Source organism: Kocuria sp. CH-021 (genome assembly GCF_049716185.1).
GTDB classification, from domain to species: domain Bacteria; phylum Actinomycetota; class Actinomycetes; order Actinomycetales; family Micrococcaceae; genus Kocuria; species Kocuria cellulosilytica.
The window spans coordinates 117,775-138,596 of record NZ_JBNAFK010000002.1 but is presented as its reverse complement, the minus strand read 5'-3'; the positions used below and the strand labels follow the sequence as shown (position 1 = coordinate 138,596).

Sequence of the window (20,822 nt, the reverse complement as noted above, 5' to 3'; positions counted from 1 at the left end):
GAGGGTGCTCACTCGGCCGGTCGGAGGACGTAGCCGGCGCCGCGCACCGTGTGGATCATGGGCGGCCGGCCGGCGTCGACCTTCTTGCGCAGGTACGAGATGTAGAGCTCCACGACGTTGGTCTGGCCGCCGAAGTCATAGCCCCAGACCAGCTCGAGGAGCTGCGGCTTGCTGAGCACCCGGCGCGCGTTCTCCATGAGGCAGCGCAGCAGGTCGAACTGGGTGGCGGTCAGCGCGATCTCGGCGCCGCCCCGGCGGACCTCCCGCGTGTCCGCGTTGAGCACGAGGTCGCCCACGACCAGTTCGGCGGAGTCCGGGTGGGCGATGCCCGCACGCTGCACCAGGCGGTGCAGCCGCAGCAGCAGCTCCTCCATGTCGAACGGCTTCGTCACGTAGTCGTCCCCGCCCGCCGCGAGGCCGGTGATGCGGTCCTCGGTGCTGTCCTTCGCGGTGAGGAACAGGGCCGGGACGGTGGGGGAGAAGGAGCGGATCCGCTCGAGCACCTCCACCCCCGAGCAGCCCGGGAGCATGACGTCCAGCACCAGCACGTCGGGCCGGAAGCGGCGGGCCTCGGCCACCGCGGCGTCGCCGTCGTGGGCGGAGCGCACCTCCCAGCCCAGCATCGACAGGCCCATGGACACCATCTGCGCCAGCAGCGGCTCGTCGTCGACGACGAGCGCGCGCACCGGGGCGCCGTCGGGGTGCCGCAGACGCGGGAGGTCCACGGCGGTGGGCCGCTGCACGGGCTCGGTCACGGCGTGCTCCCTCCTGGTCCCCGCCGGCGGCACCGGCGACCTGGGACCGACCTCAGCGTAGCGCCGCACCCGCCGCCGGGTCCTTCGCGGACGCACTTCACAGCCGTGGCACAGGAAGCCGATAAGGCCGCCACATCCCCGTCTGCTGAGGTGGAACCAGGAAACGGGCCGGGGGCCCGGACCCGGCGGGCAGGAGCCCGCCGGAGCACCACGAGAGGGGAACCGCCGTCATGCTGCACACCCACCACCCGGTCGGGGAGGCCCGGTCCGCGGCGCCGCCCGCCGCGCCGCGCGCCCGCCGGCGCCTGGCCGGGATCGACGCGGCCCGCGGCCTCGCCCTGCTCGGCATGGTCTCCGTGCACATCCTGCCGTCCTGGGACCCGGAGACCTTCGAGGCCACCGCCCAGTGGACGCTGTTCTCCGGCCGGGCCGCGGCCCTGTTCGCCCTGCTCGCCGGTGTGGGGCTGGCGCTCGGCTCGGGCGGGACCCGGGTGCACGAGGGACCCCGGACGACCGCGGACCGGGCAGGGCTGCTGGTGCGCGCGGTGCTCATCACGGTGCTGGGGCTGCTGATCAACCAGCTCTCGCCGGGCGACCCGCCCGCCTACAACATCCTCGTCTACTACGGCGTCTTCTTCCTCCTCGCCCTGCCCTTCCTGCACCTGTCCGCGCGAACCCTGCTCGCCTGGGCGGCAGGGCTCGCGGTGCTCGGCCCCGTCCTGGTGCACGCGCTGGGGCCCGCCCTGCCCGGGTTCGCCGTCCACAACCCCGGCGTCGCCGAGCTGCTCGCCGAGCCGGGCACGACCCTCGCCCAGCTGCTCGTGACCGGCTCCTACCCGGGGGTCACCTATCTCGTCTATCTCCTGGTGGGCCTGGCGCTGGGACGGCTGGACCTCTCGGCCGCGCGCACCCAGCTCGGCCTGCTGCTCGGCGGGGCCGCGCTCGCGGCGGTGGCCGCCGTCACCTCCTGGCTGCTGCTGCACCCCCTGGGCGGCATGGAGCGCCTGCTCGCCGCGAGCCCATTCCTGGGCCGGGAGGACGTCCAGGACGTCATCGTGTACGGGCCGGACCCCGTCCTGCCCTCCTCCAGCTGGTGGTGGCTGGCCGTCACCGGGCCGCACACCAACACCCCGCTCGCCCTGCTGAGCGGGGTGGGCACCGGGGCCCTCGTGCTGGGCCTGTGCCTGCTGGTGGCCCGCCGGGCGGAGCACGTGCTGCTGCCGCTGGTCGCGGCCGGCTCGATGACCCTGACCCTCTACTCGGCGCACCTGCTCGGCCTCTTCCTGGAGCTGCACTACGAGCGGCCGGTGCTGTGGTTCCTGGTGCACGTCCTGACGGGCACCGTCCTCGCCGTCCTCTGGCGCCGGTCCCGGGGGCAGGGACCCCTCGAGCGGGTCGTCGGCCGGTCCGCGCACGCCGGGCGGGACCTGGTCCTGCGGCATCGCCTAAACTCGTAGACGGTCCACCCACGGTCCCCGACTTCAGGAGCGGCATGTCCACGAGCACGTCCCCGTCCGTCACCAACCAGCCCCTCGCCGAGGTCGATCCGGAGATCGCGGCGGCCATCGCCGACGAGCTCGGCCGCCAGCGCGGCACCCTCGAGATGATCGCCTCCGAGAACTTCGCGCCCCGCGCGGTCCTCGAGGCCCAGGGCTCGGTGCTGACGAACAAGTACGCCGAGGGCTATCCCGGGCGCCGCTACTACGGCGGCTGCGAGTTCGTCGACGTCGTCGAGAACCTCGCCCGGGACCGGGCCACGGCCCTGTTCGGCGCCGAGCACGCCAACGTCCAGCCCCACTCCGGGGCCCAGGCCAACACGGCGGTCATGCAGGCGCTGATGACCCCCGGCGACAAGCTGATGGGCCTCTCCCTGGCCCACGGCGGCCACCTCACGCACGGGATGAAGCTCAACGTCTCCGGCAAGCTCTACGAGATCGCCGCCTACGAGGTCGATCCCGAGACCTACACCATCGACATGGACAAGGTGCGGGAGCAGGCCCTCGCCGAGCGCCCGCAGGTCATCGTGGCCGGCTGGTCCGCGTACTCGCGGGAGCTGGACTTCGAGGCGTTCCGCTCGGTCGCCGACGAGGTCGGGGCGAAGCTGTGGGTGGACATGGCCCACTTCGCGGGCCTCGTGGCCGCGGGCCTGCACGCGAACCCCGTGCCGCACGCCCACGTGGTGACCTCCACCGTGCACAAGACCCTCGCGGGTCCCCGCTCCGGCGTGATCCTGACCACGGGCGAGCTGAAGAAGAAGATCGACTCCGCCGTCTTCCCGGGCCAGCAGGGCGGACCGCTCATGCACGCCATCGCGGGCAAGGCCGTGGCCTTCAGGATCGCCGCCACCGAGGAGTTCCGCGCCCGCCAGGAGCGCACCGTCGAGGGCGCGCGCATCCTGGCCGAGCGCCTCGGCGCCGACGACGTGGCCGCGGCCGGGGTCTCCGTGCTGACCGGCGGCACCGACGTGCACCTGGTCCTCGTGGACCTGCGCCACTCCGAGCTGGACGGCAAGCAGGCCGAGGACCTCCTGCACCGGGCCGGGATCACCGTCAACCGCAACGCCGTGCCGTGGGACCCGCGCCCGCCGATGGTCACCTCCGGGCTGCGGATCGGCACCCCCGCCCTGGCCACCCGCGGCTTCGGCGCCCCCGAGTTCGAGGAGGTCGCCGAGATCATCGCGACCGCCCTCAAGCCCGGGGCGGACATCCCCGCCCTGCGGGCCCGCGTGGACCGGCTCGCCGCGGACTTCCCGCTCTACGACGGCCTCGAGGAGTGGTGAGCGTGGGCGCGCAGGTCCTCGACGGACGGGCGGCCTCCGCCGCGATCAAGGCCGAGCTCGCCGAGCGCGTCGCCGCGCTCGCGGAGCGGGGGGTCACCCCCGGTCTCGGCACGGTGCTGGTGGGCGACGACCCCGCCTCGCACTCCTACGTGGGCGGCAAGCACCAGGACTGCGCCGAGGTCGGCATCTCCTCGATCCGCCGCAACCTCCCCGCGGACGTCTCCCAGGAGGAGCTCGAGCGCGTCCTCGACGAGCTCAACGCGGACCCCGCGTGCACCGGCTACATCGTCCAGCTGCCGCTGCCGGAGCACATCGACACGAACGCGATCCTCGAGCGCGTGGACCCGGACAAGGACGCCGACGGGCTGCACCCGACGAACCTCGGCCGCCTGGTGCTCAACGTCTCCGAGCCGATGACCTCCCCGCTGCCGTGCACGCCGAACGGGGTGATCGAGCTGCTGCGCCGCAACGGCGTCGAGCTCGCGGGCCGGCACGTGCTCGTCGTGGGCCGCGGCGTGACGGTCGGACGGCCGATCGGGCTGCTGCTCACCCGCAAGGAGATCAACGCCACGGTCACGCTCGCCCACACCGGCACGCAGAACCTCGACGAGCTGCTGGCGCAGGCCGACGTCGTCGTGGCCGCCGCCGGCCGACCGCACATGATCACGGCCGACCGCCTCAAGGACGGCGTGGTGCTCCTCGACGTCGGGGTCTCCCGGGTGGAGGACCCCGAGACCGGGAAGAAGAAGCTCACCGGGGACATCGACCCGGCCGCCGAGCAGAAGGCCTCCTGGATCTCGCCGAACCCCGGCGGGGTCGGGCCCATGACCCGGGCCATGCTGCTGCTCAACGTCGTGGAGACCGCCGAGCGGCACGCCGGCCTCCGCTGAGCACCGCCCACCGCGCCCCGGGAGCCGCCGCTCCCGGGGCGCGGCCGTTCCCGGCACCGGGCGAGCGGGCGCCCGCGCCGGTTCGTGGCCCGGGCCGGGATTTGCGACAATGGGACCATGCGCTCCCTCGGATCACCGACCCCGTCCTCCTCCCCGGCCGCCGAGCCCGGCGGCCGTGCCGCCCGGTGGGGCACGGCGCTCGGCCTGGCCGTGCTCGTGGTCATCTTCGTGGTCGCCCTGCTGCAGGCCGCGAACGCGAACTCGTGGCTGGGCTGGACGCTGGCCGGCATCGCCCTCGGCTGGCTGATGCTCGCCACCTGGGTGGTGCTCATGGTCCGCAGGGCCGCCCGGTTCGGCCGCCGGCAGGTGGACGAGGCCCGGGAGCAGCTGCGCAGCGGCTCCGGCCGTGCCCCCGCCGCCACCCGCTCCGGTGCCGCGGACTCGATGCGGGACGAGAAGCTCTCGCACAGCTTCCAGATCGTCCTGGTGCAGTCCAAGGTGATCAAGCAGGAGCTCGCCGCGCTGCCGGTCGAGGGCCCCGAGCGCGAGGCCCTGGACCGCGCCCTCGACACGATCGACATCACGGCCGGCAACGGGATGAGCATGCTGCGCCAGGAACCCCTCAGCGGCACCGTGGTCGACTGACCGCCGCCCGCCCCGCAGCACTCCCCGCAGCACGCCCCCCGCTCGTCACCACCCGGAAGCCAGGTGCCCCCGCATGTCCCGCCCCGAGAACCTCCTGCGCGTCGCCACGGTCAACGTCAACGGCATCCGCGCCGCCTACAAGCGCGGCATGGCCGACTGGCTGAGCGGCCGTGACGTCGACATCCTCTGCCTGCAGGAGGTCCGCGCCCCCGACCGGATCGTCCGGGAGCTGCTCGACGAGCAGACCTGGGACGTCCACCACGCCGAGGCGGCCGACAAGGGCCGGGCCGGCGTGGCCGTGGCCACCCGCCGCGACGCGCACGGCGGGTCGCTGCTGCCGGTCGCCCGGCGCGGCTCCATCGGCCCCGAGCACTTCGAGACCTCGGGCCGGTGGGTCGAGACCGACCACGCCCTGGCCGACGGCAGCACCCTGACCGTGGTCTCGGCCTACGTCCACTCCGGGGAGGTCGGCACCCCCCGCCAGGACGACAAGTACCGCTTCCTCGACGCCATGACCGAGCGGCTGCCGGAGCTCGCCCGGAGCAGCGACCACGTGCTCGTCGTCGGCGACCTCAACGTGGGCCACACCGAGCTCGACATCAAGAACTGGAAGGGCAACGTCAAGAACGCCGGCTTCCTGCCCGAGGAGCGCGCCTACTTCGACCGCTTCCTCGGCGAGCACGGGTACCGGGACGTCGCCCGGGACCTGGCCGGACCGGTGCCCGGGCCGTACACCTGGTGGTCCTACCGCGGCAAGGCCTTCGACACCGACGCCGGGTGGCGCATCGACTACCACATGGCCACCCCGGGGCTCGCGGACCGGGCCGCGACCGCCGTGGTGGACCGTGCCCCCAGCTACGACACCCGCTTCTCCGACCACGCGCCCGTGGTGGTCGACTACCAGTTCTGACCCCGTTCCCGTTCCGCGCCGCCCGCGCACGCCCGATCGAAGGACCCCGCACCGTGACCCCTGAGCCCGCCCCGTTCGACGTCCCCACCGCCTCCGGCAAGCCCCGTGTCGTCTCGGGGGTGCAGCCCTCGGCGGACTCCCTGCACCTGGGCAACTACGTGGGCGCGGTGCGCAACTGGGTGGACCTGCAGGACGACAACGAGTGCGTGTTCTTCGTGGCCGACCTGCACGCCGTCACCGCCGAGCAGGACCCCGCCACCCTGGCCCAGCGCACCCGTGTCACGGCGGCCCAGTACATCGCCGCGGGCATCGACCCCGAGCGCTCCACCCTGCTGGTGCAGTCCCACGTGCCCGAGCACGCGCAGCTGGCGTGGGCGCTCAACTGCATCACGGGCTTCGGCGAGGCGTCCCGGATGACCCAGTTCAAGGACAAGTCCGCCAAGCAGGGCGCCGAGAACGCCACGGTGGGCCTGTTCGCCTACCCGGTGCTCATGGCCGCGGACATCCTGATCTACCAGGCCCACCAGGTTCCCGTGGGCGAGGACCAGCGTCAGCACCTCGAGCTGACCCGCAACCTCGCCCAGCGGTTCAACGCCCGGTTCGGGGACACGTTCGTGGTCCCGGACCCGAAGATCCTCGCCGAGTCCGCCAAGATCTACGACCTGCAGCACCCCACCGCGAAGATGTCCAAGTCCGCCGCGTCGGAGAACGGGCTGATCCGGCTGCTGGACCCGGCCAAGAAGAACGCGAAGAAGATCAAATCCGCGGTCACCGACGACGGCACCGAGATCCGCTTCGACCGGGAGGCCAAGCCCGGCATCGCGAACCTGCTCACCATCTACTCGGCGCTCACCGGCCGGGCCGTGGACGACGTCGTGGGGGAGTACGAGGGGAAGCTGTACGGCCACCTCAAGGTCGGCCTGGCCGAGGTGGTCACCGAGACCCTGGAGCCCATCCAGGCGCGCGCCCACGAGCTGCTCGACGATCCCGCGGAGCTGGACCGCCTCCTCGCCCGGGGCGCCGAGAAGGGCCGGGAGATCACCGTGCGGACGCTGGCGGGGGTCTACGACCGGATGGGCTTCCTGCCGCGCCTGGGCGGGTCCGGGGGGCTGGGCTAGGCTGGGTCCCGTCCTGTGAGGAGTTGAGTTGACCCGTACGCAGCAGTCCCCCACCATCCGCCCCGGCCAGGTGTACGCGGGCGTGGTGATCGAGCTGCCCGAGCCCGTGGGCCGGGAGCTGCAGGACTGGCGCGCGTCCTTCGGGGACCCGGCCTCCTACGCGGTGCCGGCGCACATCACCCTGATGATCGCCCCGCAGGCGGAGAGCTGGGACGAGGTTGTGGAGCGGGTGGGCTCCGTGGCCCGGGAGTGGGAGCCGTTCCGGGTGGAGATCAACGGCACCGGCACGTTCCGCCCCGTGAGCCCGGTGGTCTACCTGCGCATCCAGGAGGGCGAGGAGCAGTGCCGGGCGCTGCACGAGGCCCTGCACGAGGAGCAGCTCGTCTCGGCGTCCCCCTTCGAGTTCCACCCGCACGTCACGATCGCCCAGGCCGTGGAGGAGGAGGACCTCGACCGTGCGCAGGACATGCTGCGGACCTACCGCGCCGGGTTCCTCGTGGACCGGATCGGCCTCTACGAGCTCGACGGCCTCGGCGTCTGGCAGATCCGCGAGGAGTTCCCCTTCCGGGGCCGCGACGGCGACCGGCGCTGAGCCGCCCCGGCCATGAGCACCCGCGCCGGTCCCCGCACCGCTCCCGCCCCGGAGCTGCCGCCCCGCGCGATCGACCGGCACGGCATGCGGCGCGAGGCCCTGCGCCGGCGGGCGCTGCTGCGCGAGCAGCGGGCCGCGGGCGCCGGCGCCCGCGCCGTGGCCGGCGCGGCGCTCGGGGCGGCGCTCACCGCGGTGTACCGGCGGATGCCGGTCCGGGTGGTGCTGCACTACCTCTTCCACGGCGGCCCGCTCATGGCGGCGGGCCTGTCCTTCGTGCTGATCTTCGCCTCCACGGCCCTGCTGGTGATGGGCTTCTCCGTGATCGGCGTGTTCCTCGGCAACGACCCCCTGGTGCGGGACGCCGTGGTGGAGGCCGTGACCGAGCGCGTGCCCGGTCTGCTCGACACCGGGGACGGGGGAGTGGTCCCCCTGGAGCTGCTCGAGGACACGCGGCCCTTCACCCTCGCCACGGTGATCGGCGGTGCGGTCCTGTTCTTCGCCGGCTGGCGCTGGGTCTCGGGGGTGCGGCTCGCGTTCCGCCGGCTCTTCGAGCTGCCCCCGGCGCAGGGCCTGCCCATCGCGGCCGTGCCCAGGGACCTGCTGGGCCTGCTGGTGCTGGGCGTGCTGCTCGCGCTGTCGGTCGTGGCCAACGGCGCGGCCTCGGGCTTCCTGGGCTTCCTGCTCGACTTCACCGGGGAGCTCGGCTGGGGCCGCGGACCCGAGTGGCTGCGCACCGGGCTGACCTGGACGCTGAGCACGCTGCTCGTCGTCGTGCTCGACGCGCTGTTCGCCCTCGAGCTCGTGCGGGGCGTCGCCGGGCTGCGGATGACCCGGCGCGCCCTGGTCGTGACCGTGCTCGCCGCGGCGGCCGGCAACTTCGCGCTGCGCTACATCGGAGGGGCGATCGTGGCCGGGGCCACCACCAACCCGTACCTGCTCTCGGTGGCCCTCGTGGTCGGCGTGCTCCTGTGGTTCTACCTGTTCAACCAGATCCTGCTGTTCTCCGCGGCGATCGGGGCGATCGTGCACGCGGACCAGCACGGCGGGCGGGTGCAGCCGGACGGCGAGGCCGTGGCCGTCACCGTGGTGCCCATGGCCGCCCTGTCGGTCCGCCGCTGAGCCGGCGTCCGGGCCGGCGCCCCGCCCCCACGACGGCGGCCCGCCCCCTGCCGTGCAGGGGACGGGCCGCCGCGGCCTCGGGGCACGCTCACATGGAGCGGCTCAGGATGGCGTTCTTGACCTCGGCGATGGCCTTCGTGACCTGGATGCCGCGCGGGCACGCCTCGGTGCAGTTGAAGGTCGTGCGGCACCGCCACACGCCCTCCTTGTCGTTGAGGATCTCCAGGCGCAGGTCCCCGGCGTCGTCGCGGGAGTCGAAGATGAACCGGTGCGCGTTGACGATCGCCGCCGGCCCGAAGTACTGGCCGTCGGTCCAGAACACGGGGCACGACGACGTGCACGCGGCGCACAGGATGCACTTGGTGGTGTCGTCGAAGCGCGCCCGGTCCTCCTGGGACTGGTAGCGCTCCATGGTCGGCTCGTTGCCGCCGGCCACCAGGAACGGCATGATCTCGCGGTAGGACTGGAAGAACGGCTCCATGTCCACGATCAGGTCCTTCTCGCACGGCAGGCCCTTGATGGGCTCCACCGTGACGGGCTTGGACAGGTCGAGGTCCTTGAGCAGCACCTTGCAGGCGAGGCGGTTCTGGCCGTTGATGCGCATCGCGTCCGAGCCGCACACGCCGTGGGCGCAGGAGCGGCGGAAGGACAGCGAGCCGTCGATCTCCCACTTGACCTTGTGCAGGGCGTCCAGCACGCGGTCGGTGCCGTACATGGTGAGCTTGAACTCGTCCCAGTGCACCTCGTCGGAGAGCTCCGGGTTGTAGCGGCGGATCTGCAGGGTGAGGTCGAAGGTGGGGATCTCCTGCTCGCCCTGCTGCTCCTCGGGCAGGTCCACGCGCGCGGCGGGCGCCTCGCCCTCGGCGTTCTCGGCGGCGGGGTCCACGGCCGGGGCGTCGGCGTCGTCGCGCTCGTCGGCGGACCCGGCGTCCGCGTCGGTCTTGTAGCCGGCCCGGTCGTCCTGGTCGTGCCCCGGCTCGTGGCCGTGCTCGGGGGCGCGGTCCTGCGGGTCGTCGTCGCGGCCGTCCTCGGGGCGGTCGGGAGTGTGTGCGGTAGACATCAGTACTTACGCTCCATGGGCTCGTAGCGGGTGAAGATGACGGGCTTCGTCTCCTGCCGGATCCCCGCGGTGGGGGAGGAGGGGTCGAGGTAGACCATCGAGTGCTTCATGAAGTTGGCGTCGTCGCGCTCCGGGAAGTCCTCCCGGAAGTGCCCGCCGCGGGACTCGGTGCGGTGCAGGGCGGCCACGGTCATGACCTTCGCGAGCTGCAGGAGGAAGCCGAGCTCCACGGCCTCCAGCAGGTCCAGGTTGAAGCGCTTGCCCTTGTCCTGGATGGAGATGTTCGCGTACCGGGCCTCGAGGGCGGCGATGTCGTCCAGCGCCGCCTGCAGGGTCTCCTCGGTGCGGAACACCTGGACGTTGAGGTCCATGGTGTCCTGCAGGTCCTTGCGGATCGCGGCGACCTTCTCGGTGCCGGTGCCGTTGCGCGCGTTGTCGAGCAGCGCCACGGTGCCGTCGAGGGCGGTGTCCGGGACGGGAACGAACTCGGCCTGCTGCGCGTACTCGGCCGCGTAGATGCCGGCGCGCTTGCCGAACACGTTGATGTCCAGCAGCGAGTTGGTGCCCAGGCGGTTGGAGCCGTGCACGGACACGCAGGCGACCTCGCCCGCGGCGTACAGGCCCGGGACCACCGTCTCGTTGTCCTGGAGCACCTCGGCCTTGATGTTGGTCGGGATGCCGCCCATGGCGTAGTGGCATGTCGGGAAGACCGGGACGGGCTCGGTGTAGGGCTCCACGCCCAGGTACGTGCGGGCGAACTCCGTGATGTCGGGCAGCTTCGCGTCGATGTGTGCCGGCTCGAGGTGGGTGAGGTCGAGCAGGACGTAGTCCTTGTTCGGCCCGGCGCCGCGGCCCTCGCGCACCTCGTTGGCCATCGAGCGGGCCACGATGTCGCGGGGGGCGAGGTCCTTGATGGTGGGGGCGTAGCGCTCCATGAACCGCTCGCCGTCCGCGTTGCGCAGGATCCCGCCCTCGCCGCGGGCCGCCTCGGAGACGAGGATGCCCAGCCCGGCCAGGCCGGTCGGGTGGAACTGGATGAACTCCATGTCCTCGAGGGGCAGGCCGTTGCGGAACGCGATCGCCATGCCGTCGCCGGTGAGGGTGTGGGCGTTGGAGGTCGTCTTGAAGACCTTGCCGGCGCCGCCGGAGGCGAAGACCACGGACTTGGCCTGGAAGACGTGCAGCTCCCCGGAGGCGAGGTCGTAGGAGACGACGCCGGCGACGCGGCGCTGACCGTCCACCTCGGTCATGATCAGGTCCAGGACGTAGTACTCGTTGAAGAACTCCACGTTGTGCTTGATGCAGTTCTGGTACAGCGTCTGGAGGATCATGTGCCCGGTGCGGTCCGCGGCGTAGCAGGCGCGGCGCACGGGGGCCTTGCCGTGGTCCCGGGTGTGGCCGCCGAAGCGGCGCTGGTCGATCTTGCCCTCGGGGGTGCGGTTGAACGGCAGGCCCATCTTCTCGAGGTCGAGGACGGCGTCGATGGCCTCCTTCGCCATCACCTCGGCGGCGTCCTGGTCGACCAGGTAGTCACCGCCCTTGATGGTGTCGAACGTGTGCCACTCCCAGTTGTCCTCCTCGACGTTGGCGAGGGCCGCGCACATGCCGCCCTGCGCCGCGCCGGTGTGGGAACGCGTGGGGTACAGCTTGGTCAGTACGGCAGTGCGGGAGCGCTGACCGGCCTCGATGGCGGCGCGCATACCGGCACCACCGGCGCCGATGATGACCACGTCGTACTTGTGAACCTGCATACCGGTAGTTCTTTCTGTTGGGTGTTCCGTCGGATGTGCTGGGGTCCGGTCGCCTGTGACCGGACGGCGGAGGCGGCCCGCCGCGGGGGGCGGGCCGCCTCCGGCAGGGCGCTCAGCCCGCCGCGCAGAAGCTCGCGAGCAGCGCGGGGTCCGCGCCGGCCGGGCAGGGCTCGAAGGTGAAGATGACCAGGGTGCCGAGCAGGATCACGAAGGCGGACGTGGTGAAGAGGAAGACCTTCAGCCAGAACCGGGTCCGGTCCTTCTCCGCGTAGTCGTCGATGATCACGCGCAGGCCGTTGGTGCCGTGCAGCATGGCGAGCCACAGCAGGAGCATGTCGAAGACCTGCCAGAACGGGCTGGCCCACTTGCCGGCCACGAACGCGAAGTCCACCGCGTTCACGCCGCCCTCCGGGCCCACGAGGTTGACCCACAGGTGGACGAAGACGAGCACGAGCAGGACCACGCCGGACAGGCGCATGAACAGCCACGCGTACATCTCGAAGTTGTTGCGGCGGGAGGAGGAGCGATTGTACTTGACGCCGTTGACCTCGAGGTCCTTGCTCCGGGGGACCGAGATGCGTGCCTTGAGCGGAGTGCTCATTGTGAATTAACCCCCGAAGACGTGGGACAGGTGACGGATGAGGAACGGGACCATGACGACGACCCACAGGAGCAGGACGCCCCAGAGCATCTGCTTCTGGTACTTGGTGCCGCTGGACCAGAAGTCCACCATGATGATGCGGAGGCCGTTGAACGCGTGGTAGACGATGGCCGCCACGAGGCCGGCCTCGCCGAGGCCCATGACCGGGTTCTTGTAGGTCGCCATGACCGCGTTGTAGGCCTCGGGCGAGACCCGCACGAGCGCGGTGTCCAGGACGTGGACCAGAAGAAAGAAGAAGATGGCCACGCCGGTGATGCGATGGGCCACCCAGGACCACTGGCCATGAGCCTGGCCCCGGTACAGGGTGCCCTTGGATGTCTTCGCCACTGAAAAACCTCCCTGAGTCGCTCGCCGTCGTGCGCTCTAGAAATGTTCGGGAATTCGCACTGCGCACGACGTGAGCGGAGCCCTCCGGCTCTGTGTCGGATGATGCGCGAGTTCCCTCCCACGATACCAGCACGGACGCTGTTTACTGACAGCCTGTCCCGCGCCGGAGCGCGGTTCCCGCCGCGGGCGGACGTCGATTTCCCCGGCTTCCGGGGACGAGGTCGTATGGTGTTGTCCGTGACCTCCCCACTCGCGCACTTCCACCCCTTCATCCCTGCCGGAGGGGTCGGCTCCCGGCTGTGGCCCCTGTCCCGGGCCGACGCCCCCAAGTTCCTGCTCGACCTGACCGGCTCCGGCTCCTCCCTGCTGCGCGCCACGTACGACCGGCTCGCGGGCCTGGGCGGCGGCCGGGTCATGGTCGTGACCGGGCGCACGCACGCCGCCGCGGTCTGCCGGCAGCTCCCGGAGCTCTCCGGCGAGGACCTCGTGCTCGAGCCGTCCCCGAAGGACTCGGCCGCGGCCATCGGCCTGGCCTGCATGCTCGTCCAGCGCCGCGACCCCGAGGCGATCGTCGGGTCCTTCGCGGCCGACCACGTGATCGAGCCCGCCGAGGCCTTCCAGGACGTCGTGCGGGAGGCCGTGGCCGCGGCGGCCTCGGGACGGATCGTGACGATCGGCATCCCGCCGAGCTCCCCGGCCACCGGCTTCGGCTACATCCGGGCCGGCGCCCAGCTCGGGCTGGCGGACGCCCCGCACGCCCTGCAGGTCGAGGAGTTCGTCGAGAAGCCCGACGAGGACACCGCCCGGCACTACGTGGCCGGCGGCAACTACACGTGGAACGCCGGGATGTTCGTGGCGCCCGCGTCCCTGATGCTGCGCCACCTCGCGGCGAGCCAGCCGGAGCTGCACGCGGGGCTCACCGAGATCGCCGAGGCCTGGGGCACGCCGGCCCAGGACGAGGTGGTGGACCGGGTGTGGCCCGGGCTGCCCAAGATCGCGATCGACTACGCCGTGGCCGAGCCCGCGGCGGCCGCCGGGGACGTCGCCATGGTCCCGGCGAGCTTCACCTGGGACGACGTCGGGGACTTCGCCGCGATCCGGCGGCTCAACCACGTCGACCCCGAGACCGACCCCGACGTCACGGTCCTCGGCGACAACAGCCGCGTGCTCTCGGACAGCTCGAGCGGCATCGTGGTCTCGGACACGGGCCGGCTGATCGCGCTGATCGGGGTCGAGGACATCGTGGTGGTCGACACCCAGGACGCCCTGCTGGTGACCACGCGCGAGCACGCGCAGCGCGTCAAGGACGCGGTGGCCTCGCTCAAGCAGAGCGGCAACACGGACGTCCTGTGAGCGTCCCGGGCCGTGCGCGCCCGGGAGTAGTCTGGGCAGATGTCTGACGCGCCATCCTCCTCCGCGGCCCTGGAGGCGGGCCTCCCGCCCGCCATCGGCCCCCTGCTCAAGCGGTACCTGCCGGACCTGATCGCCTTCCGGCGGGACCTGCACCGGCACCCCGAGCTGTCCTACCAGGAGTTCCGGACCACGGACCGGATCGTGGGCGCGCTGGAGAACATGGGCCTCGCCCCGGTGCGGCTCTCGGACACCGGGTGCTACGTGGACATCGGGCACGGGCCGATCGCCGTGGGCCTGCGGGCGGACATCGACGCGCTGCCCATCCAGGAGGGCACCGGCCTGGAGTACTCCTCCGTCAACGACGGCGTGGCGCACTCGTGCGGGCACGACATCCACGCCACGGTGATGGTCGGCGTGGCCAAGGTGCTCGCGGACCTGCACCGCACCGCCCACATCGCCGGGACCGTGCGGATCGTCTTCCAGCCCGCCGAGGAGCAGCTGCCCGGCGGCGCCCTCACCGTGCTGCGCCAGGGCGTCCTCGAGGGCGTGCCCCGGATGTTCGCCCTGCACTGCGAGCCCAAGGTCGACGTCGGCCAGGTGGGCACCCGGATCGGCGCGATCACGTCCGCCTCCGACACCGTGCGCATCGAGTTCACGGGCCGCGGCGGGCACACCTCGCGCCCGCACCTCACGCAGGACCTCGTCTACGCGATGGCGCAGATCGCCGTGAACGTCCCGGCCGTGCTGTCCCGGCGGATCGACGTCCGCTCCGGCGTGGCCGTGGTGTGGGGGCAGATGCACGCCGGCGTGGCCCCCAACGCCATCCCCGCCACCGGTTTCATGTCCGGGACCATGCGCTGCCTCGACGCCGACGCGTGGCACCGGGCGGGCAAGCTGCTGGACGAGGTCGTGCACCAGGTCGCCACGCCCTACGGCGTGGACGTGGAGCTCGAGCACATCCGCGGCGTCCCTCCCGTGGTCAACGGGGAGGTCGAGACGACCCTGATCGAGAACGCCGCCCGCGCCGAGCTCGGCGAGGACGCGGTGGTGCTGGTGCACCAGTCCATGGGCGGGGAGGACTTCGCGTGGTTCCTCCAGGAGGTCCCCGGGGCCATGATGCGGCTGGGCACGCGCACGCGGGGCGGGCACACCTACGACCTGCACCAGTCGGACTACGTGGCGGACGAGGCGGCGATCGGCTGCGGCATCCAGGTCATGGCCAACACGGCCCTGCGCGCCATCCGGCTGCACTCCCGGCAGGCCCGGCCGGACGTCGCGTCGGACTGACGCCGGCCTCCGGCGCTCCGGGCCTACCCGTGGGTAGAGTGGCACCACGTCGCGCTCCCGCGTGACCGGGCTCACGTCCCGGCCGCGCCCGTCTCCTGGAGGAACCATGACCTTCTCGCCCCGGACGTCCCGAGGACGCCGCCCGCTCCCGGCCGCCGCGCTGCTGGGCCTCTCCGCCCTCGTCCTCGTCGGCTGCGGCGCCGCCCCGGAGGAGGGCGGCGAGGCGCAGGAGCAGGCCACCGACTTCACCGGCTGCATCGTCTCCGACTCCGGCGGGTTCCAGGACCGCTCCTTCAACCAGAACTCCTACGAGGGCCTGCAGGCCGTCGAGGAGTCCATGGGCATCGAGGTCAACCAGGCCGAGTCCCAGGCCGAGACCGACTTCGAGCCCAACCTGACGTCCATGGTGCAGGCCGGGTGCGACCTGACCGTGTCCGTGGGCTTCCTCCTCGCCGACGCCACCCGGACCGTGGCCGAGGCCAACCCCGAGTCGGACTTCGCGATCGTCGACGACGCCTCGATCGAGCTGCCCAACGTGAAGCCGCTCGTCTACAACACGGCCGAGGCCGCGTTCCTCGCCGGCTACGTGGCCGCGGGCAGCACCGGCACCGGGACCGTGGCGACCTACGGCGGCATGGACATCCCCACCGTGACGGTGTTCATGGACGGCTTCGCCGACGGCATCGAGCACTACAACGACACCAAGGGCGAGGACGTCCGGCTGCTGGGCTGGAACAAGGACACCCAGGACGGCACCTTCGTGAACAGCTTCACGGACACCTCCGCCGCGAAGACCACCACCCAGAACTTCGTCAACGAGGGCGCGGACATCGTCCTGCCCGTGGCCGGGCAGGCGGCCCTCGGCACGATCGACGCCGTGGTGGAGGCCAACAGCGGCGACCGCGACGAGGTGCGCTTCGTGTGGGTCGACGCCGACGGCTACGAGACCCTCGAGAAGGGCAAGCAGTACCAGCTCACCTCCGTGCTCAAGCAGATGAGCACGTCCGTGCAGGACGTCGTGCAGAACGCGGCGGAGGGCGAGTTCAGCAACGAGCCCTACGTCGGCACCCTCGACAACGACGGCGTGGGCATCGCCCCCTACCACGACCAGGAGGAGGCCGTGGGCGAGGAGCTCGCGGCCGAGGTCGAGCAGCTGAAGCAGGACATCATCGACGGCACGCTCACGGTCGAGTCCGAGAACTCGCCCCAGGCCTGAGCCCGGGCCGCACCGACCACAGCACGCCGCCGCCCGCCCGCAGCCGGGCGGCGGCGTGCCGGCCCGGGGGCCGGCGGACGGCCCACGAGGAGGACCACCCCACCATGAAGCTGGAACTGCAGTCCATCACCAAGCGGTTCGGCTCCTTCGCGGCCAACGAGGACGTCGACCTCGTCGTGGAGCCCGGGCAGATCCACTGCCTCCTCGGCGAGAACGGGGCCGGCAAGTCCACCCTGATGAACGTGCTCTACGGCCTGTACCGGCCGAGCGGGGGACGCATCCTCGTGGACGGCTCCGAGGTGTCCTTCCGGGGACCCGGGGACGCCATGGCCGCCGGGATCGGCATGGTGCACCAGCACTTCATGCTGGTGCCGGTGTTCACCGTCGCGGAGAACGTGGCCCTCGGCGCGGAGAGCACCCGCGGCGGCACCCTCGACCTGGAGACCACCCGCCGCCGGATCCGGGAGATCTCGCAGCGCTACGGCTTCCACGTGGACCCGGACGCCGTGGTCGAGGACCTGCCCGTGGGGGTGCAGCAGCGCGTCGAGATCATCAAGGCCCTCGTGCGGGACGCGCAGGTGCTCATCCTCGACGAGCCCACGGCGGTGCTCACGCCGCGGGAGACCGACGAGCTGCTCGAGATCATGCGCCAGCTGCGCGGCTCGGGGAGGTCCATCCTGTTCATCTCGCACAAGCTGCGGGAGGTCAAGGCGATCTCCGACGTCATCACGGTGATCCGCCGCGGCCGGGTGGTGGGGCAGACGTCGCCCGAGGCCTCGACCGCCGAGCTGGCGGCCCTCATGGTAGGGCGAGACGTGTCCCTGACCGTGGCCAAGGACGACGCCGACCCGGGGGAGCGGGCCCTCGAGGTCTCCGGGCTCACCGTGCTCGCGGACAGCGGCGTGCGGCTGCTCGACGACGTCAGCTTCGACGTGGCCCGCGGGGAGATCCTCGCGGTGGCCGGGGTGCAGGGCAACGGCCAGACGGAGCTGGCGGAGGCGATCCTCGGCCTGCGGCCGCGGGCCACCGGCTCGATCCGGCTGGGCGGCACGGAGCTGCTCGGGAGGTCGGTGCGCCAGGTCCTCGACGCGGGCGTGGGCTTCGTCCCGGAGGACCGCTCCACGGACGGGCTCGTCGGCTCGTTCACCGTCGCCGAGAACCTCGTGCTGGACCTCTACGGCGACGACCGCTTCTCCCGCGGCCCGTCCCTGCGGCTGGGCGAGGTCCGGGCCAACGCCCGCCGCGCCGTCGAGCAGTTCGACGTCCGCACCCCCTCCGTGGACGCACCCGTGCAGACCCTGTCCGGCGGCAACCAGCAGAAGGTCGTGCTCGCCCGGGAGCTCTCCCGGCCCCTCGAGCTGTTCCTCGCCTCCCAGCCCACCCGCGGGGTGGACGTCGGGTCGGTCGAGTTCATCCACGAGCAGATCGTCGCCGAGCGGGACAAGGGCGTGCCCGTCCTCATCGTCTCGACCGAGCTCGACGAGGTGTACGCGCTGGCCGACCGGATCGCCGTGTTCTTCCACGGCCGTCTCATGGGGATCGTGGGTCCCGACACCCCGCGCGACGTCCTGGGGCAGATGATGGCCGGGGCCACCGCCCCTGAGGCCGCCGCGCCGCGGACGGAGGAGCGGGCATGAGCGCCACCGGCACGGCCCCCGCGGCCGCCGACCAGCAGGAGGCGCCGCCGCCCACGACCGTCGCGCCCGGGGTCACCCGGCGCGCGTGGACGGGCTCCGCGCTGCAGTCCGTGCTCGCGATCGTCGCCGCCCTGGTCCTGGGCGGGCTGCTCATCGCCCTGACCGACGACCGCGTCGCCGACGCCGCGAGCTACTTCTTCGCCCGCCCCGCGGACACGCTCGCGGCCATGTGGGCCGCCGCGTCCGCCGCCTACGAGGCGATGTTCTACGGCGCCGTCTACAACCCGAACGGCACCACGCTCGCGCAGCGCGTCTATCCCCTCGCGGAGACCCTGACCGTGGCCACGCCGCTGGTCCTGGCCGGTCTCGGCGTGGCCGTGGCCTTCCAGGCCGGGCTGTTCAACATCGGCGCCCAGGGGCAGCTGCTCATCGGCGCGGCCCTCGCGGCCTGGGTCGGCTTCGCGTGGCAGCTGCCGGTGGGCGTGCACCTGCTCGCCGTGGTGCTCGCCGGGGCCGCCGGCGGAGCGCTGTGGGGCGCCGTCGTCGGCGTCCTGAAGGCCCGCACCGGCGCCCACGAGGTGATCCTGACGATCATGCTCAACTACATCGCGCTGAACCTCGTCGCCTGGTTGCTCACCCGCCCGGCGTTCCTGCGACCGGGCTCCTCCAACCCGGTGAGCCCCCAGGTCGCGGAGAGCGCGATGTTCCCCAAGCTGCTGGGCGAGCAGTTCCGGCTGCACTGGGGGTTCGTGCTCGCGATCCTCGCCACCGTGTTCGTCGCGTGGCTGCTCAAGCGCTCCACGACCGGCTTCGAGCTGCGGGCCGTGGGCGCCAACCCGCGTGCGGCCCGGACCGCCGGCATCTCCGTCACGCGCGGCTTCGTCGTCGTCATGGTCCTCGCGGGCGCGCTCGCGGGCCTCGCGGGCGTGGCCCAGATCTCGGGCACCGAGCGTGCCCTGACCACGGGCGTCGCCGCGTCCTTCGGCTTCGACGCGATCACGGTGGCCCTGCTGGGGCGGTCGCGGCCGTGGGGCACGTTCTTCGCAGGGCTGCTCTACGGCGGTTTCCGTGCCGGCGGCGTCACCATGCAGTCGATGACCGGCACGAACATCGACATCGTCCTGGTCGTGCAGTCCCTGATCGTCCTGTTCATCGCCCTGCCGCCGCTGGTGCGCACCGGACGGGCCCGCGCCCGCCGCGGCCGGGGCGGAACCGCTGCCACTGCCACCACCACGACTGCCACCAATGCCACCACCGAAGGAGGCCGGGGATGAGCCCGCAGCACCCGGAACCGCGCCCCGGACGGGCGCCCCGGTCGTCCGACGGCGCAGCCGGCGGTCCGGCCGGCAGCACCGCTTCCGGCACGGCTTCCGGCAGCGCTTCCGGTGGCACGGCCGGTGGCGCTCCCGGCCGCACGACCACGGCGACCCTGTCCCCGCCGGCCGGGACCGAGCCGTCCAGCTCCGCGGCCGGGGCGGTCGTGGGCGTCCCGAGCCGGCGCACCCCGGTGGTCCTCGGCCTGCTGAGCCTCGTGGCCCTCCTGCTGTTCGGGCTCAACGCCCCGGACAACACCGTGAGCTTCCGCGTCTCGGAGGCCGGCGACCTCTTCCGCGTGCCCGACCTCGTGGTGCACGGCGTCCTGTGGGGCTGGCTCACCGTCGCCGTGCTCACCGGGCTGACGGTCCTCGCGGTCCTGCGCGCCCGGACCGGGGCGCACCTGCCCCGGTGGGCGGTGCTGCTGTTCGGCTTCTTCTTAGTCAGCGGCTTCCTCGTGTGGGTCGTGGGCAGCGCCCGCAGCCCCGACGTGTCCCTGTCCGGGCTGCTGGCCGGGTCCGTGGCCCTGGCCATCCCGCTGATCTTCGGCTCCCTGGGCGGCCTGCTGTGCGAGCGCTCCGGCGTGATCAACATCGCGATCGAGGGCCAGCTGCTGTTCGGGGCGTTCTCCGCCGCGGTGGCCGGCTCGCTCTCCGGCAGCGCCTGGGTGGGCCTGCTCGCCGCCGTGCTGGGCGCCGGGCTCGTCTCGCTCGTGCTCGCCCTGTTCTCGATCACCTATCGGGTCAACCAGGTGATCGTCGGCGTGGTGCTCAACGTGCTCGTGTCCGGGCTGACGGGCTTCCTCTTCGCCACGGTGCTGGAGTCGGACCCGGGCGTGTTCAACTCCCCGCCGCGGCTGCCGCGCTTCGCCGTGCCCGTGCTCTCGGAGATCCCCCTGGTCGGGCCCATCGTCTTCGACCAGTCCGTGATCGGCTACCTGATGTACGCGGCCGTGGCGCTCGTGTGGTTCGCGCTCTACCGGACGCGCTGGGGGCTGCGCACCCGCTCCGTGGGGGAGCACCCCAAGGCCGCCGACACCCTCGGCGTGAAGGTCAACGCCCTGCGCTTCCGCAACGTGCTGCTGGGCGGGATGGTCGCCGGCCTCGGCGGGGCCTTCTACACGCTGGTCTCCGTCTCCGCGTTCACCCGCGACATGACCTCCGGCGCCGGCTACATCGCGCTGGCCGCCCTGATCTTCGGCCGGTGGAACCCGGTCGGGGCGCTGCTCGCGTCCCTGCTGTTCGGCTTCGCGTCCAACCTGCAGTCGATCCTGTCCTTCCTGGGCACGCCCGTGCCCAGCCAGTTCCTGGCCATGCTCCCGTACGTGGTCACCATCCTCGCCGTGGCCGGGCTCGTGGGCACCTCCCGCGGCCCGGCGGCCATCGGCAAGCCCTACACCAAGGAGTGA

At 72.3% G+C, this 20,822-nt stretch carries 19 protein-coding genes; 14 read left to right on the top strand and 5 right to left on the bottom strand.

The window, feature by feature from the left end:
• Positions 1-8: 8 nt before the first annotated feature.
• Positions 9-755 carry a response regulator transcription factor gene (locus ACPYN7_RS01950; protein WP_269433313.1) on the bottom strand — a complete coding sequence of 249 codons (747 nt, stop codon included), beginning with the start codon at positions 753-755 and terminating at the stop codon, positions 9-11.
• A gap of 230 nt (positions 756-985) precedes the next feature.
• On the opposite strand from ACPYN7_RS01950, the gene ACPYN7_RS01945 reads away from it, so the two are divergent.
• From ACPYN7_RS01945 to ACPYN7_RS01910, 8 genes are all read left to right on the top strand, one after another.
• Positions 986-2,212, top strand: coding sequence for a heparan-alpha-glucosaminide N-acetyltransferase domain-containing protein (locus ACPYN7_RS01945; RefSeq protein ID WP_424346533.1), 1,227 nt, complete (start codon positions 986-988; stop codon positions 2,210-2,212).
• A gap of 35 nt (positions 2,213-2,247) precedes the next feature.
• Positions 2,248-3,534 (top strand): serine hydroxymethyltransferase, encoded by a 1,287-nt coding sequence (glyA, locus tag ACPYN7_RS01940; protein WP_424346532.1) that lies wholly within the window; start codon positions 2,248-2,250, stop codon positions 3,532-3,534.
• 2 nt (positions 3,535-3,536) lie between these two features.
• Positions 3,537-4,424 (top strand): bifunctional methylenetetrahydrofolate dehydrogenase/methenyltetrahydrofolate cyclohydrolase, encoded by an 888-nt coding sequence (locus ACPYN7_RS01935; RefSeq protein WP_058874350.1) that lies wholly within the window; start codon positions 3,537-3,539, stop codon positions 4,422-4,424.
• Between the two features lie 117 nt (positions 4,425-4,541).
• Positions 4,542-5,069, top strand: coding sequence for a hypothetical protein (locus tag ACPYN7_RS01930; protein WP_058874351.1), 528 nt, complete (start codon positions 4,542-4,544; stop codon positions 5,067-5,069).
• A gap of 73 nt (positions 5,070-5,142) precedes the next feature.
• A complete protein-coding gene (locus ACPYN7_RS01925) occupies positions 5,143-5,979 on the top strand; it encodes an exodeoxyribonuclease III (protein WP_424346531.1) in 837 nt (278 codons plus the stop codon).
• A 53-nt stretch (positions 5,980-6,032) separates the two neighbouring features.
• Positions 6,033-7,097, top strand: a complete 1,065-nt coding sequence (trpS, locus tag ACPYN7_RS01920) for a tryptophan--tRNA ligase (protein WP_424346530.1) — start codon at positions 6,033-6,035, stop codon at positions 7,095-7,097.
• A gap of 28 nt (positions 7,098-7,125) precedes the next feature.
• Positions 7,126-7,689 carry a 2'-5' RNA ligase family protein gene (locus tag ACPYN7_RS01915; RefSeq protein ID WP_424346529.1) on the top strand — a complete coding sequence of 188 codons (564 nt, stop codon included), beginning with the start codon at positions 7,126-7,128 and terminating at the stop codon, positions 7,687-7,689.
• A gap of 12 nt (positions 7,690-7,701) precedes the next feature.
• A complete protein-coding gene (locus ACPYN7_RS01910; RefSeq protein ID WP_424346528.1) occupies positions 7,702-8,808 on the top strand; it encodes a YihY/virulence factor BrkB family protein in 1,107 nt (368 codons plus the stop codon).
• Positions 8,809-8,896: 88 nt separating this feature from the next.
• Here ACPYN7_RS01910 and ACPYN7_RS01905 read toward each other — a convergent pair whose 3' ends face one another.
• The 4 genes from ACPYN7_RS01905 to sdhC form a co-directional block, all read right to left on the bottom strand.
• Positions 8,897-9,868: a succinate dehydrogenase iron-sulfur subunit gene (locus ACPYN7_RS01905; protein WP_231738384.1), complete on the bottom strand. Its 972-nt coding sequence runs from the start codon at positions 9,866-9,868 to the stop codon at positions 8,897-8,899.
• Positions 9,868-11,619, bottom strand: a complete 1,752-nt coding sequence (gene sdhA / locus ACPYN7_RS01900) for a succinate dehydrogenase flavoprotein subunit (RefSeq protein WP_058874356.1) — start codon at positions 11,617-11,619, stop codon at positions 9,868-9,870. The genes ACPYN7_RS01905 and sdhA overlap by 1 nt, the downstream gene beginning before the upstream one ends.
• A 112-nt stretch (positions 11,620-11,731) precedes the next feature.
• Complete coding sequence (locus tag ACPYN7_RS01895; protein WP_058874357.1) at positions 11,732-12,220, bottom strand: succinate dehydrogenase hydrophobic membrane anchor subunit; 489 nt, start codon at positions 12,218-12,220, stop codon at positions 11,732-11,734.
• Positions 12,221-12,226: 6 nt separating this feature from the next.
• Positions 12,227-12,607, bottom strand: coding sequence for a succinate dehydrogenase, cytochrome b556 subunit (gene sdhC / locus ACPYN7_RS01890; protein WP_058874358.1), 381 nt, complete (start codon positions 12,605-12,607; stop codon positions 12,227-12,229).
• Positions 12,608-12,832: 225 nt separating this feature from the next.
• On the opposite strand from sdhC, the gene ACPYN7_RS01885 reads away from it, so the two are divergent.
• The 6 genes from ACPYN7_RS01885 to ACPYN7_RS01860 all read left to right on the top strand — a co-directional run bounded on the left by ACPYN7_RS01885 (position 12,833) and on the right by ACPYN7_RS01860 (position 20,822).
• Entirely contained in the window at positions 12,833-13,960 is a 1,128-nt protein-coding gene (locus ACPYN7_RS01885; protein WP_058874359.1) for a mannose-1-phosphate guanylyltransferase, read from the top strand.
• Between the two features lie 39 nt (positions 13,961-13,999).
• Positions 14,000-15,247, top strand: a complete 1,248-nt coding sequence (locus tag ACPYN7_RS01880; RefSeq protein ID WP_058874360.1) for an amidohydrolase — start codon at positions 14,000-14,002, stop codon at positions 15,245-15,247.
• A 106-nt stretch (positions 15,248-15,353) separates the two neighbouring features.
• A complete protein-coding gene (locus ACPYN7_RS01875) occupies positions 15,354-16,463 on the top strand; it encodes a BMP family lipoprotein (RefSeq protein ID WP_424346527.1) in 1,110 nt (369 codons plus the stop codon).
• A 104-nt stretch (positions 16,464-16,567) separates the two neighbouring features.
• Positions 16,568-18,100 carry an ABC transporter ATP-binding protein gene (locus tag ACPYN7_RS01870; RefSeq protein WP_058874362.1) on the top strand — a complete coding sequence of 511 codons (1,533 nt, stop codon included), beginning with the start codon at positions 16,568-16,570 and terminating at the stop codon, positions 18,098-18,100.
• Positions 18,097-19,374 carry an ABC transporter permease gene (locus ACPYN7_RS01865; protein ID WP_424346526.1) on the top strand — a complete coding sequence of 426 codons (1,278 nt, stop codon included), beginning with the start codon at positions 18,097-18,099 and terminating at the stop codon, positions 19,372-19,374. Before ACPYN7_RS01870 ends, ACPYN7_RS01865 begins: the two co-directional genes overlap by 4 nt.
• Positions 19,371-20,822 carry an ABC transporter permease gene (locus ACPYN7_RS01860; RefSeq protein ID WP_424346525.1) on the top strand — a complete coding sequence of 484 codons (1,452 nt, stop codon included), beginning with the start codon at positions 19,371-19,373 and terminating at the stop codon, positions 20,820-20,822. Before ACPYN7_RS01865 ends, ACPYN7_RS01860 begins: the two co-directional genes overlap by 4 nt.

What these genes read in the sequence shown, in the direction of transcription:
- sdhA (WP_058874356.1), bottom strand. Translation starts at nt 11,619, where the DNA reads ATGCAGGTTCACAAGTACGACGTGGTCATCATCGGCGCCGGTGGTGCC.
- ACPYN7_RS01870 (WP_058874362.1), top strand. Translation starts at nt 16,568, where the DNA reads ATGAAGCTGGAACTGCAGTCCATCACCAAGCGGTTCGGCTCCTTCGCG.
- ACPYN7_RS01860 (WP_424346525.1), top strand. Translation starts at nt 19,371, where the DNA reads ATGAGCCCGCAGCACCCGGAACCGCGCCCCGGACGGGCGCCCCGGTCG.
- ACPYN7_RS01905 (WP_231738384.1), bottom strand. Translation starts at nt 9,868, where the DNA reads ATGTCTACCGCACACACTCCCGACCGCCCCGAGGACGGCCGCGACGAC.
- ACPYN7_RS01885 (WP_058874359.1), top strand. Translation starts at nt 12,833, where the DNA reads ATGGTGTTGTCCGTGACCTCCCCACTCGCGCACTTCCACCCCTTCATC.
- ACPYN7_RS01865 (WP_424346526.1), top strand. Translation starts at nt 18,097, where the DNA reads ATGAGCGCCACCGGCACGGCCCCCGCGGCCGCCGACCAGCAGGAGGCG.
- ACPYN7_RS01930 (WP_058874351.1), top strand. Translation starts at nt 4,542, where the DNA reads ATGCGCTCCCTCGGATCACCGACCCCGTCCTCCTCCCCGGCCGCCGAG.
- ACPYN7_RS01875 (WP_424346527.1), top strand. Translation starts at nt 15,354, where the DNA reads ATGACCTTCTCGCCCCGGACGTCCCGAGGACGCCGCCCGCTCCCGGCC.
- ACPYN7_RS01925 (WP_424346531.1), top strand. Translation starts at nt 5,143, where the DNA reads ATGTCCCGCCCCGAGAACCTCCTGCGCGTCGCCACGGTCAACGTCAAC.
- ACPYN7_RS01895 (WP_058874357.1), bottom strand. Translation starts at nt 12,220, where the DNA reads ATGAGCACTCCGCTCAAGGCACGCATCTCGGTCCCCCGGAGCAAGGAC.
- ACPYN7_RS01945 (WP_424346533.1), top strand. Translation starts at nt 986, where the DNA reads ATGCTGCACACCCACCACCCGGTCGGGGAGGCCCGGTCCGCGGCGCCG.
- ACPYN7_RS01910 (WP_424346528.1), top strand. Translation starts at nt 7,702, where the DNA reads ATGAGCACCCGCGCCGGTCCCCGCACCGCTCCCGCCCCGGAGCTGCCG.
- glyA (WP_424346532.1), top strand. Translation starts at nt 2,248, where the DNA reads ATGTCCACGAGCACGTCCCCGTCCGTCACCAACCAGCCCCTCGCCGAG.
- ACPYN7_RS01880 (WP_058874360.1), top strand. Translation starts at nt 14,000, where the DNA reads ATGTCTGACGCGCCATCCTCCTCCGCGGCCCTGGAGGCGGGCCTCCCG.